The organism is Streptomyces taklimakanensis (genome assembly GCF_009709575.1).
Lineage (GTDB): Bacteria > Actinomycetota > Actinomycetes > Streptomycetales > Streptomycetaceae > Streptomyces > Streptomyces taklimakanensis.
The window spans coordinates 2,757,837-2,769,883 of record NZ_WIXO01000001.1; the positions used below are offsets into that span (position 1 = coordinate 2,757,837).

Consider the following 12,047-nt stretch of genomic DNA (forward strand, 5'->3'; position numbering starts at 1 on the left):
CGGGAACCCTAGTAGGCGCCCCCCGGGACGTCAGCCGGATGAGGAAGCGGTCACTCGATGGAATGGCTTTGGGTAAAGCTGGGTGCGCTCCCACCCGCGCCGGGGGTGTCCGGTCACACGCCCTCGGCCGCCTCGGCCGCGATGTCGCTCCGGTGGTGCGAACCGGCCAGCCGGACGCGGGAGACCGCCCGGTAGGCGTGCTCGCGGGCCTCGGCCAGGTCGGCTCCGGTGGCCGTGACGGACAGGACGCGGCCGCCCGCGCTGACCACCCGTCCCCCCTCGTCCAGCCGGGTGCCGGCGTGGAGGACGTACGCGGTGGGGGCGTCCTTCTCCTCGATCTCCTCCAGGCCCTCGATCGGGTCACCCGTACGGGGCGAGGCCGGGTAGCCCTCGGAGGCGACGACGACGGTGACGGCCGCGTCGTCGCTCCAGCGCAGCGGCGGGAAGTCGGCCAGCTCCCCGGTGGCCGCGGCGTGCAGCAGCCCCGCCAGCGGGGTCCTCAGACGGGCCAGGACGACCTGGGTCTCCGGGTCGCCGAAGCGGGCGTTGAACTCCACCACGCGCACACCGCGCGAGGTGATGGCGAGTCCCGCGTACAGGAGGCCGGAGAAGGGGGTGCCGCGGCGGCGCATCTCGTCCACGGTCGGCTGGAGGACGGTCGCCAGCACCTCGTCGACCAGCTTGGGGTCGGCCCAGGGCAGCGGCGAGTAGGCGCCCATGCCCCCGGTGTTGGGGCCCTCGTCGCCGTCGTGGGCCCGTTTGAAGTCCTGGGCGGGCCGCAGGGGGACGACGGTCTCGCCGTCGGTGACGGCGAAGAGGGAGACCTCGGGCCCGTCCAGGTACTCCTCGACCACCACCCGGTCGCAGCCGCGGGCGTGGGCGCGGGCGGCCTCCGGGTCGGAGGTGACGACGACGCCCTTGCCCGCCGCCAGGCCGTCGTCCTTGACGACGTACGGGGGGCCGAAGGCGTCCAGCGCGCTGTCGACCTCCTCGGCGGTGGTGCACACGTAGGAGCGGGCCGTGGGGACTCCGGCCGCGGCCATGACCTCCTTGGCGAACGCCTTGGAGCCCTCCAGCCGGGCGGCCTCGGCCGACGGGCCGAAGACGGCGACGCCGCGCTCGCGCACGGCGTCGGCCACCCCGGCGACCAGCGGGGCCTCCGGCCCCACCACGACGAGGTCGGCCGACACCTCCTCGGCCAGCGCGGCGACGGCCGCGCCGTCCAGGGCGTCGACGGCGTGCACGGTGGCCACCCGGGCGATGCCGGCGTTGCCGGGCGCGCAGTGCAGCGAGGTGACGTCGGGATCGAGGGACAAGGAGCGGCACAGGGCGTGTTCGCGGGCGCCGCCGCCGATGACGAGGACCTTCACGCCCTGCACCTTATCCACCCGCCGGCCGCCCCCGGCGGGTCCGCCCGGAAGGCGGACGGTGGCCTCGGCCAAGGGGACGTCGTGCGGGGCCGTGGGCGTACGGCAACCGGGACACACCGCTCACCCGTTCGAGTGAGGGAAGCGAGGCCTGTATACCCAGAAAGGAGCCACGTATGGGCGGAAATACCGTGAAGGCGGAGAGGTCTCCCACTTCCGGGGGTAGGAAGGGGCCGCAAGCGGTCCGCGAGGTCCGTCCGAGAGTGGTCCGAACGAGGACTTTGTTGGGAGTGGCGGGTGAGTCAGCCGGATATGCGCCCCGATTCGGGCGGCGGCACTGGGCGGGACGAGCGCGGGGACCTGCTCGGACGGCCGTTCCCGCTGGGAGACTGGGGCGAGCCCGCCGAGCGGCTGGACGAGCTGTATCGGTGGGTGGAGGAAGGGGCCCTGCGGGTCGTCGAGTGGTACCTGGCGGACCGGGCCCGCAAGCGTCGGGGCGCCCGGGCGCTGCGCGCCGGGACGGTCGCCGGCGTGGTGGCCGGGGCGGCGCTGCCGTTGCTGGAGCTGACCGGAGCGGTGCCGGGCGCGGCCGCGTGGTCGTTCCTCGCCCTGCTGGGGGCCGCCGTGTGCGCGGGGTGCGACCGGTACTTCGGGGTGACCTCGGGCTGGATGCGGGACGTGGCCACCGCGCAGGCGGTGCAGCGCCGGCTGGAGATGCTCCAGTACGACTGGACGTCGGAGTGCGTGCGCGAGGTGTTGGGCCCCACGGAGGGCACGGCGAGCGAGGCCGCCGAGCGGTGCCTGGGGGTGCTGCGGCGGTTCTCGGAGGACGTGACCGAGCTGGTGCGCGGTGAGACGGCCGTCTGGATGGCGGAGTTCCGCTCCGGTCCGGCGCCGCTGCACACCCAGTCGTTGACGGCCTCCTCCTGGCGGTCGCGGGCCGAGGGCTCCACCGTGCCCGACCGGATGTCCCGGTTCGCGATGCCCCCGGGCGTGCGCCCGACCATGCCGCGGCAGCGGCCCCCGGAGGGGCCGCGCTGACGGGACGACGGGCGCTCCGGATCAGCTGAAGAGGATCATGGAACTCTGCGCCAGACTCCGGGTGGCCGCCGCGTGCAGCCCCAGCCACACGTGCCGCTCCCGGGCGAAGGGCCCGTCGTCGTACCCGATCGGTGCGGCCGGCTCGTCCAGTTCCGTGGGGTGGGCGGGCGGCGTCGGCGGGGGCGGCGGGTTGGTCGGGTCGATGCCCAGGTGGGGGGCGACCGCCTCCAGTTCGCGCAGCAGTCCGTGACTGGAGCCCAACGGGCCGCCGCCGGCGAGGAGTTCCTCGTCGGAGAGGGGATGGGCGAAGTCGATCGGCAGGTACGCGCCCGCGTGGTCGTAGTGCCAGACCAGGTGGGACTGCTGGGCCGTGGGGGCGAACATCTCCAGCAGTTGCTCGTAGTCGCCGCCGAGCGCGTCGACCGGGGTGACCTCCAACCCGCACAGGTGGAGGAGGTGGGCGCGGCGCAGGAAGTGGAGCGCCTCGTAGTCGAACCCGGCGACGGGCGCCACGTCCCCCGACAGACCGGGCACGTACCCGTGGATGGGCACCGGGGGCAGTCCGGCGGCGATCAACGCCCTGTCGTACACCGCGAGTTCCTCGGCGAAGGGATTGTCGGGACTGTGGCACAGCACGTCGACGAGCGGCACCAGCCAGAGGTCACAGGCCAACGGGTGCTCCTAAGCGGGGCGGTACGGCGGATGGACGGGCGACGGGCGGAAGAGCGGGCCGGCCCGGCGCCGACGGCGATCGGACGATCACCGGCCGGAACAGCGTAGTGCCGTTCGGCCCAGCTTTTCGACGAGTGCGGCGGAGTGCTCGTTGGAGGAGGCGACGATGCGTCCGGCCGCCTCGGTGTCGCCGCGTTCGAAGGCGTCGACCAGTTCGCGGTAGTCCGCCCACAGCGAGCCCCGCAGTCCGGGGTGCTCGCGCAGGTACGGCACCGCGAAGACCCAGCACTGCACACGCAGCCGATCGAGGAACTCGGCTATGTAGGGGTTGCCGACCAGGTCGCCCAGTTCGCGCCAGAAGCGCAGGTCGTAGCCGATGAGCACGTCCAGGTCCCCGGCGAGGGCGGCCCGCTCGGCGGCCTCGGCGCGGCGGCGGACGGAGGCCAGCCGCTCGCCGCCCGGGACGGGGGACGAGAGGGTGGAGGGGCGGCCGAAGACGCTCTCGGTGACGAGGGAGCGCGCCTCCACCATGGCCCGGTAGTCCTCGGGGGTGAAGACGTGGACCCGGAAGCCGCGGTGTTGTTCCACGTCCAGCAGGCCCTGTGCGGACAGGTCGACGAGCGCCTCGCGCACCGGCGTGGCGGAGACCCCGTACTGTTCGGCGATCTCCTTGACGGTGAAGCCCCGGCCCGCCGGGAGTCGCCCGGCGAGCACCTCGTCGCGCAGCGCGTCCGCGATCTGCGCGCGCAGTGTGCTGCGCTGGATCACGGGTCCCTCCTCGCGGCCCGGACCGTCCGGGTGCCGGCTCCGCCGCTCATCCGTGCTCCACCTCCCGGTCCGCGTCTCCCGTGACCCGTCGCCGCCGACCCGTTCCGGCCCGACCGTCGGACCGGTTTCCGGAGGTAGCCTATCCCCTGTTCACTGACAGTATCCTGTCCGTATGACAGTTTGCTGTCATGGGCGTCGAGGCGTCCGGCCCGAGGAGGAGCCATGGAACGCAGGACACTTCACGTCGCCGTCTACGACACCTTCGCCGACTGGGAGATCGGCTACGCGACCACGGTGCTGAGCGGCTCCGGCCACCGCGCGGTGTACGTCGGCGAGAGCGGCGAGACGGTGATCAGCATGGGCGGCATGCGGGTGGAGCCCCATCTGTCGATCGCCGACCTACGCCCCGAGGACAGCGCGATGCTGATCCTGCCGGGTGCCGACGCCTGGGAGACGGTCCTGCCGCCCTTCGCCGCCGCGGCCCGCCGCTTCCTGACCGCCGGTGTGCCGGTCGCGGCGATCTGCGGGGGCGTGACGGGGCTGGCCCGGGAGGGGCTGCTCGACGACCGGGCGCACACCGGTGCGGCGGCCGAGGTGCTGGCCGCCACCGGTTACCGGGGCGGTGCCCACTACCGCGAGGCCGACGCGGTGACCGACGGCGACCTGATCACCGCCGGCCCCACCGAGCCGGTGGCGTTCGCCCGCGAGATCGCGACCCGGTTGGGGGTGTACCCGCCCGAGGTGGTGGACGCCTGGTTCCGGCTGTTCCGACACTCGGACGCGTCCGCGTACGAGGTGGTGGCGGGATACGACGCCGGAGGCGGGGACACCGGAGCCGGAGGCGGGGACACCGGAGCCGGAGGCGGGGACACCGGAGCCGGACGAGAGGGCGGTGGCGAGCGCGCGGGCGGCGGGTCGGCGTGAGCGCCCCCGAACTGCTGTCGGACACGGCGCTCGCCGTCTTCCGGCTGAACGGCCGGTTCCTCTCCGTCGCCGAGGAACTGGCCCGGCCCGCCGGGCTGACCGCCGCCTGGTGGCAGGTCCTGGGCGCGGTGCTGCGCGAGCCGCTGCCGGTCTCCGGGGTGGCGCGGGCCATGGGCATCACCCGGCAGAGCGTGCAGCGGGTGGCGGACCTCCTGGTCGAGAGGGAACTCGCGGTCTACGAGCCCAACCCCGCGCACCGGCGCGCCAAACTGCTCGCGCCCACGGCCCGGGGGCGGGCGGCGATCGACCGGATCACCCCCGGCCACGCGGCGTTCGCCTCCCGGCTGAGCGAGGCGCTGGGCGGCGAGGAGGAGTTCGCCGGGGTGCTCGACGCGCTGGAGCGACTGTCGAGGGCCCTGGACGTCCCGGAGCCGCCCGGCGGCACGCCGGAGGCGTGAGCCGGGGGAGCGTCCCACGACGCGTGGGGGCGTGCCGCGCACTGCGGCACGCCCCCACGGCAGGTCCGGTCGCGGCCCGACCGGGCGGTGGGTCGGGTCACAGGAACGAGTTGATCTGGATCGTCTCGTCCCGGCCCGGGCCGACGCCGATCGCGGAGATCGGAGCCCCGGACATCTCCTCCAGCGCCTTCACGTAGGCCTGCGCGTTCTTCGGCAGGTCCTCGAAGGACTTGGCCCGGGAGATGTCCTCCGTCCAGCCCGGCAGCATCTCGTAGACCGGCTTGGCGTGGTGGAAGTCCGTCTGGCTGTACGGCAGCTCCTCCACCCTCCGGCCGTCGATCTCGTACGCCACGCACACCGGGATCCGCTCCCAACCGGTGAGCACGTCGAGCTTGGTGAGGAAGAAGTCGGTGAGCCCGTTGACGCGGGTGGCGTACCGGGCGATCACCGCGTCGAACCAGCCGCAGCGCCGGTCGCGGCCGGTGGTGACGCCGCGTTCGCCGCCGATGGTGCGCAGCTTCTCGCCGTCCTCGTCGAACAGCTCGGTCGGGAACGGCCCGGCGCCCACCCGCGTGGTGTACGCCTTGAGGATGCCGATGACCCGGTTGATCCTCGTCGGCCCGACGCCCGAGCCGGTGCAGGCGCCTCCCGCGGTCGGGTTGGAGGAGGTCACGAACGGGTACGTGCCGTGGTCCACGTCCAGCAGCGTGCCCTGGCCGCCCTCGAAGAGGACGACCTTGTCCTGGTCGAGTGCCTCGTTGAGCAGCAGCGTGGTGTCGCAGACGTAGTCCCGCAGCTCGTCCGCGTAGCCCAGCAGCTCCTCGACGACCTGGTCGGCGAGGATGGCGCGGCGGTTGTAGAGCTTGGCGAGGATCTGGTTCTTCTGGTCGAGGGCCGCCTCGACCTTCTGCCGCAGGATCGACTCGTCGAAGAGGTCCTGGACGCGGATGCCCACCCGGTTGATCTTGTCGGCGTACGCCGGACCGATGCCGCGGCCGGTGGTACCGATCTTCCGCTTCCCCAGGAAGCGCTCGGTCACCTTGTCCACCGTCGTGTGGTACGGCGTGATCAGGTGCGCGTTGCCGCTGATCAGCAGCTTGGACGTGTCGACGCCGCGTTCGGTGAGTCCGCCCAGCTCGGAGAGCAGGACGGCCGGGTCCACCACGACGCCGTTCCCGATCACGGGAACGCACTCCGGGGAGAGGATGCCGGAGGGGAGGAGGTGCAGCGCGTACTTCTGGTCGCCGACGACGACCGTGTGGCCGGCGTTGTTGCCGCCCTGGTAGCGCACCACGTAGTCCACCGAGCCACCGAGCAGGTCGGTGGCCTTCCCCTTGCCTTCATCACCCCACTGAGCCCCGAGCAGCACGAGTGCGGGCACAGGCGTACACCCCTTCCGGTCGGGGCATGTCCAACGTGCGTGGTGACCACGCGCCGGCCACGCCGGCTGTGCTGTCCAAGAACCGTCGGACCGGTGCCCCGAATCGACGAAGCCCCTGGCGCAACAGCGACAGGGGCTCTTGCACCGAGAGATTACCGGACTCATCCGACGGAGGGCGAACGCGGCGGCCCCGGTCGTTCTCCTGTCGAAACCCCGCCGAAGTCCGTCCGAAACCCCGCCGCCCCCGCCCGACCCGCTCGTTCCCGTCCGCGTCCCACCACCATCCGCCCGCCGCCGGTGTCCGGTAGGGTCCGGCCGGCCCCCGCCGGACACCGGCGCGACAGCCCGTAGGAAGGACCGCGAGGTGCCGGTTCCGCATCCGCTGCTCGTACTCGTCGACCCCCAGGCCCGCCGAGCGGACGGCGAGTCCGTACGGATCGCCAGGGACGTCCTCTCCGCGGGTGCCCCGGGGGTGAAGGTGTACCTGCCCGAGGGGCCCGGGGAGACCGCGCGGGCCCTGGCCCACCGAGGTCGCCGCCGCCCGGTGGTGATAGGCGACGACCGCGCGCTGTTGCGGGCGGTGCGGCTGCTGCACCTGGAGCGCGGGCTTCCGGAGTGCGCGTTGGCGGTGGTGCCGGTGGGACGGCCGGGATCGGTCGCCCTGGCCGGTCGGCTGGGGCTGCCGCTGGACGCGGTGCGGGCCGCCCGGACCGTGCTGGAGGGGCGGGAGCGCCGCTTCGACCTGCTGATAGACGACAGCGGCGGCGTGGTGCTGGGCGGCCTGCGCATCCCACCGGTGCGGGACGGGGAGCGCGACGCGCGGGAGGGGGCGGGGGACCACGACGGCGGGACCCGCGGCCCGCTGGACCGCTGCCGGTCCCTCGTCCGCACCCTGGCGCGGCCCCCGGCTCCGGGCCGGGAGCCGGCGCGGTTGCGCGTGGAGGCCGACGGCGTGGTGCTGGCCGATCTGGACCACCCGGTGGAACGGGTCTCGCTCAGCCCCGGTGACGGTGGTCTGGCGGAGGTGGTGGTGCGGCGGCGGTCGGTGGACGGTCCGGTGCGGGCGCGGGCGCGGACGGTCACCGTGTCCGGACCGCACTTCCGCTACCGCGCCGACGCGGTGGTCTCCGGCCCGGTCCACACCCGCACCTGGACGGCACATCCCTCGGCGCTGCGCCTGACCGTCCCGACCGACCCGTCCGCCCCGCCCGTCCTGCCGCAGCGCCAGGCCCCGCCGAACTCCTGACGCCCCGGGCCGTGTCGCCCCGGGCCGTGTCGCCCCGGGCCGTCCGCGACGGGTGTCAGGAGGAGGTCGCGGAGCCCTCGCGGTCCCCGTGTCCGGCGGTGCGCGGAACACCACGGTGGGCGTACCAGCGCTCCACCATCCGGGACAGCTCCTCCCGCATGAAGGCGAAGAACTCCGCCGTCTCGGCCAGCCTGCGGCCCGCCTGGCTGTCCGGGCCGACGGCCTCGATGCCCTGCTCGAACGTGGTGGCCCAGCGTCCCAACAGCGCGTCGCGGTCGGCGATCGCCTCGTACCAGGTGTTCGCGTGGACGCGGTAGCGCTCGCGGCGCGATCCGGGTTCGCGCTCGCGGGTCACCAGGTGCACCTGGGAGAGGTACCGGACGGCGCCGGAGACGGCCGCGGGGCTGATCCGCAGGCGCTCCGACAGCTCGGCGGAGCCGAGCGCGCCGGACTCCTCCGCCAGCAGGCAGGCGAAGACCCGCGAGGCCATGCGCTGCATCCCCGCGCCGGTCAGTTCCGCGGCGAAGCGCTCGACGAACTCGGCGACCTCGGGGGGATAGGCCCCCTCGCCCGTACCGTCCTTCTCGGTCCGATGTTCCGACTGTCCGTTCACCACCACAGGACCATCCTCCCAGGCTCGGGGAGCCGGGCCGTCCGGCGCGTTCCGCAACTTCACAAGTTTATGAAAAAAGTGTACTTTCGTAAGCATGACCAAGGCAACGACCGCCATCTCGGTCTCCGGCCTCGTGAAGACCTTCGGCCGGACCCGCGCGCTCGACGGCCTCGACCTGGAGGTCGAGACCGGAGAGGTCCACGGCTTCCTCGGCCCCAACGGCGCGGGGAAGTCCACCACCATCCGCGTCCTGCTGGGGTTGCTGCGCGCCGACGGCGGCTCCGCCCGCCTGCTGGGCGGCGACCCGTGGCACGACGCCGTCGAGCTCCACCGGCGCCTGGCGTACGTGCCCGGCGACGTCACCCTGTGGCGCAACCTCTCCGGCGGCGAGGTCATCGACCTCTACGGGCGGCTGCGCGGCGGGCTCGACCGCCGGCGCCGCGACGAACTGCTGGAACGCTTCGAGCTGGACCCGACCAAGAAGGGCCGCACCTACTCCAAGGGCAACCGGCAGAAGGTGGCCCTGGTCGCCGCCCTCGCCTCCGACGTGGAACTGCTCGTCCTGGACGAGCCGACCTCCGGACTCGATCCGCTGATGGAGGGCGTCTTCCGGGAGTGCGTCGCCGAGGAGCGCGACCGCGGGCGCACCGTGCTGCTGTCCAGCCACATCCTCAGCGAGGTCGAGGCGCTGTGCGACCGGGTGAGCATCATCCGCCGGGGCGTCACCGTCGAGAGCGGGTCGCTGGCCGACCTGCGGCACCTGACCCGCACCTCCATCACCGCCGAACTGGTCGCGGAGCCCGACGGACTCTCGGAGCTGCCGGGCGTGCACGACCTGTCGGTGCGGGGCCGGCGCGTCCGACTCCAGGTGGACACCGACAAGCTGGACGCCGTGCTGCGTCGGCTCACCGAGTCGGGCGTGCGCAACCTGACCAGCACCCCGCCCACCCTGGAGGAGCTGTTCCTGCGGCACTACCAGGACGGTGAGGCCACCGCCGACGGCGGCCCCTCGTCCGCCGAACCCGCCGGCACGGACGGAAAGGTCGTGGCACCGTGACCGCCGTGGCCCACCGGACGGCCCCCCGGAACACCCCGTACCGCCGCGGCACGGGCCTCGGCCTGGCCGGTACGGGCACGCTGCTGCGGCTGGCGCTGCGCCGCGACCGCGTACTGATCCCGGTGTGGCTGCTGGCGCTGACGATGATCTCCGTGCAGAACGCCGTCGCCGTCGAGCAGTTCTACCCCACCGCGACGGAGCGGGCCGAGCTGGTGGCGTCGATGAACGCCAACGACTCGATGCGCGCCCTGTACGGGCCGGCCTTCGGCAGCTCCGTCGGTGCCCTGGCCGTCTGGGAGATGCTCACCCTCGGCAGCGTGCTCGCCGCCCTCATGAGCATGGTCATCGTGGTGCGGCACACCCGGGAGGAGGAGGAGACCGGACGACAGGAGATGCTCTCCTCCGCGATGGTCGGTCGTCACGCGCCGCTGACCGCCGCGCTGGCGGCCGCCGCCTGCGCCAACGCGGCGGTCGCCGTCCTCGTCACCCTCGGGCTGATCGGCGTCGGACTGCCCGCCACCGGCTCGCTGGCCACCGGGCTCGCCCTGGGCGGCACCGGGCTGGTCTTCGCCGCCGTCGCCGCGGTGGCCGCCCAGCTCACCGAGAGCGCCCGACTCGCCAAGGGCCTGACCGGCGCGGTGCTCGGCGCGGCGTTCGTCCTGCGCGCCGCCGGGGACACCGCCCGGGCCGACGGCTCCTCGCCACTGGCCTGGGTCTCCCCGCTGGCCTGGGCGCGCAACCTGCGGCCGTACGTCGACGACCGCTTCCTCGTCCTGCTGCCGATGGCGCTCCTGGTGGTGGCGGCCTCGCTCGCCGCGTACGGGCTGGCCGGGCGGCGCGACGTCGGTGCCGGGCTGCTGGCCGTCCGCCCCGGACCGGCCGTCGGCGGGATCGGCGGTCCCCACGGACTGGCCTGGCGCCTCCAACGCGGCTCCCTGCTGGGCTGGGGCGTCGGGTTGGCGCTGGCCGGAGCGATCTTCGGCGGGATGGCCGAGGGCGCGGGCGACCTGCTCGGCGACAACGAGCAGAGCCGCGAGATCATCGAGCAGATGGGAGGCGCCCAGGGCATCACCGACGCCTTCCTGGCCGCCATGGCCGGGCTGTTCGGCATGGTCACGGCCATCCAGGCGGCGGGCGCGGTGCTGCGGATGCGCGGCGAGGAGACCTCCGAACGCGCCGAGCCGATCCTCGCCGGCGCGGTGCCCCGGCTGCGTTGGGCCACGGGACACCTGCTCGTCGCCTTCGCCGGCTCGGCCGCCCTGCTCACCGTCTGCGGCCTCGCCATGGGCCTGGGGTACGGCCTGGCCGCGGGCGAGCCGGGCGCCGTGTGGCGGGTGACCGGCGGGGTGCTCTCCCAGGCGCCCGCGGTGTGGGTGCTCGCGGGCACGACGGTGCTGCTCTTCGGGCTCCTGCCGCGGGCGACCGGAGTGGTGTGGGGCCTGGTGGGCGGCGCGCTCGTCCTGGGCTGGCTCGGCCCGGCACTCGACCTGCCGCGGTCGGTCATGAACCTCACGCCGTTCACCCACCTGCCCAAGCTGCCGGGCGGGGACCCGACCGCCGCCCCGTACCTGTGGCTGCTGCTGATCGCCGCCGGCACCACGGCCGTCGGATTGACCGCGTTCCGCCGGCGCGACATCGGCTGACGGCGTCCGGCCGGGCGACGGAACGGGTCCGGGCAGGGGGGCACGGCCGCCCTGCCCGGGGCGCGGTTCGGTTCCGCCGTCCGGCGCAGCCGCGTCACCCCGCCCGCCCTCCGGGGATGCGGGACGGCGGGGACACTGCTCGCATGGGGGCGGCGTACAGACGTGCACCCGAACGTCAGGAGGTCGCCCCCCATGCCGTCCCCGCTCCCCCGACGACCCGCGCCGCCCCCACTGTCCCGACGACCCGCGCCGCCCCCACCGGACGCCCGGTCGCGGCGCGACCGGACCCGGGCCCTGGCGGTGGGCACGGCCGCCGCGGCCCTGGTGCTGGCCGCCGCCTCCGGCGCGGCCGCGGAGGGCGGTCCCGGAGCGGACCCCACCGACGGCCGGGGCATCGCGCTCAGTCCGAGGTACGGCGGCGAGGGCACCGCCGTCGCCGTCCGCGCCGTGTGCGCGGCGGGCGGGCGGGGCGGCATCGTCTCCTCGCCCGCCTTCGAACGGACCGTCGGGCTGGCGGCGGCCGGGGACGGGGCGCACCGGGAGAGGCACGCCGTCGCGACCGTACGGCCGGGTCTGGACGTCGGCCGCAGCTATCCGGTGATCGCCGTCTGCGGCACCGGGGAGCCGCTGTCCACGTCCTTCGTCCACACCGGCGTCACGGAGACGGTCCGGGCCGAGGCCGTGGAGCCGCCCTCGGTCCGGGCCGTCGGCGGCGGGGTCGCGCTGGCGGGCCTGGCGGGCGGGCTGCTGGTGCTGCGCCGCGTGGGACGCCGCAGGAAGCGGGAGCGGCTGGCCGCCTGGGTGCGCCGGGTCCGCGACGCCGAGGCCGAACAGGACGCCGCGCGGCGGAGCACCCGGCTGTGACCGGGCCGTTCGG

At 74.4% G+C, this 12,047-nt stretch carries 12 protein-coding genes; 7 read left to right on the top strand and 5 right to left on the bottom strand.

From position 1 onward, the window contains the following. Window positions 1-113 precede the first annotated feature (113 nt). Complete coding sequence (gene purD, locus F0L17_RS11990; RefSeq protein ID WP_162466097.1) at window positions 114-1,370, bottom strand: phosphoribosylamine--glycine ligase; 1,257 nt, start codon at window positions 1,368-1,370, stop codon at window positions 114-116. A 294-nt stretch (window positions 1,371-1,664) separates the two neighbouring features. Between purD and F0L17_RS11995 the strand changes: the two genes are divergently transcribed. After that, on the top strand, window positions 1,665-2,408 hold the full coding sequence (locus F0L17_RS11995) for an SLATT domain-containing protein (protein ID WP_420802410.1): 744 nt from the start codon (window positions 1,665-1,667) through the stop codon (window positions 2,406-2,408). A 21-nt stretch (window positions 2,409-2,429) separates the two neighbouring features. On the opposite strand, the gene F0L17_RS12000 is transcribed toward F0L17_RS11995, so the two are convergent. Together F0L17_RS12000 and F0L17_RS12005 are read right to left on the bottom strand one after the other, a co-directional pair. Beyond that, on the bottom strand, window positions 2,430-3,080 hold the full coding sequence (locus tag F0L17_RS12000) for a hypothetical protein (RefSeq protein WP_155071064.1): 651 nt from the start codon (window positions 3,078-3,080) through the stop codon (window positions 2,430-2,432). A gap of 87 nt (window positions 3,081-3,167) precedes the next feature. Next, a complete protein-coding gene (locus F0L17_RS12005; RefSeq protein WP_162466098.1) occupies window positions 3,168-3,848 on the bottom strand; it encodes a GntR family transcriptional regulator in 681 nt (226 codons plus the stop codon). A 222-nt stretch (window positions 3,849-4,070) separates the two neighbouring features. On the opposite strand from F0L17_RS12005, the gene F0L17_RS12010 reads away from it, so the two are divergent. After that, complete coding sequence (locus tag F0L17_RS12010; protein ID WP_155071065.1) at window positions 4,071-4,772, top strand: DJ-1/PfpI family protein; 702 nt, start codon at window positions 4,071-4,073, stop codon at window positions 4,770-4,772. After that, window positions 4,769-5,230 (top strand): MarR family transcriptional regulator, encoded by a 462-nt coding sequence (locus F0L17_RS12015; RefSeq protein WP_162466099.1) that lies wholly within the window; start codon window positions 4,769-4,771, stop codon window positions 5,228-5,230. The genes F0L17_RS12010 and F0L17_RS12015 overlap by 4 nt, the downstream gene beginning before the upstream one ends. 97 nt (window positions 5,231-5,327) lie before the next feature. On the opposite strand, the gene F0L17_RS12020 is transcribed toward F0L17_RS12015, so the two are convergent. Further along, window positions 5,328-6,611, bottom strand: coding sequence for an adenylosuccinate synthase (locus F0L17_RS12020; RefSeq protein WP_162466100.1), 1,284 nt, complete (start codon window positions 6,609-6,611; stop codon window positions 5,328-5,330). 364 nt (window positions 6,612-6,975) lie between these two features. Here F0L17_RS12020 and F0L17_RS12025 point away from each other — a divergent pair, with 364 nt between their 5' ends. Next, entirely contained in the window at window positions 6,976-7,857 is an 882-nt protein-coding gene (locus F0L17_RS12025; RefSeq protein WP_162466101.1) for a diacylglycerol kinase family protein, read from the top strand. A gap of 55 nt (window positions 7,858-7,912) precedes the next feature. On the opposite strand, the gene F0L17_RS12030 is transcribed toward F0L17_RS12025, so the two are convergent. Next, a complete protein-coding gene (locus F0L17_RS12030; protein ID WP_420802411.1) occupies window positions 7,913-8,473 on the bottom strand; it encodes a GbsR/MarR family transcriptional regulator in 561 nt (186 codons plus the stop codon). Between the two features lie 91 nt (window positions 8,474-8,564). Between F0L17_RS12030 and F0L17_RS12035 the strand changes: the two genes are divergently transcribed. From F0L17_RS12035 to F0L17_RS12045, 3 genes are all read left to right on the top strand, one after another. Next, window positions 8,565-9,527 carry an ABC transporter ATP-binding protein gene (locus F0L17_RS12035; protein WP_155071067.1) on the top strand — a complete coding sequence of 321 codons (963 nt, stop codon included), beginning with the start codon at window positions 8,565-8,567 and terminating at the stop codon, window positions 9,525-9,527. Continuing rightward, window positions 9,524-11,170, top strand: a complete 1,647-nt coding sequence (locus tag F0L17_RS12040) for an ABC transporter permease (protein WP_420802412.1) — start codon at window positions 9,524-9,526, stop codon at window positions 11,168-11,170. The genes F0L17_RS12035 and F0L17_RS12040 overlap by 4 nt, the downstream gene beginning before the upstream one ends. A gap of 192 nt (window positions 11,171-11,362) precedes the next feature. Continuing rightward, a complete protein-coding gene (locus F0L17_RS12045) occupies window positions 11,363-12,034 on the top strand; it encodes a hypothetical protein (RefSeq protein WP_155071068.1) in 672 nt (223 codons plus the stop codon). Window positions 12,035-12,047: the final 13 nt, after the last annotated feature.

Excerpts from the sequence above, each read along its gene's own strand:
- F0L17_RS12035 (WP_155071067.1), top strand. The coding sequence starts at position 8,565 with ATGACCAAGGCAACGACCGCCATCTCGGTCTCCGGCCTCGTGAAGACC.
- F0L17_RS12010 (WP_155071065.1), top strand. The coding sequence starts at position 4,071 with ATGGAACGCAGGACACTTCACGTCGCCGTCTACGACACCTTCGCCGAC.
- F0L17_RS12045 (WP_155071068.1), top strand. The coding sequence starts at position 11,363 with ATGCCGTCCCCGCTCCCCCGACGACCCGCGCCGCCCCCACTGTCCCGA.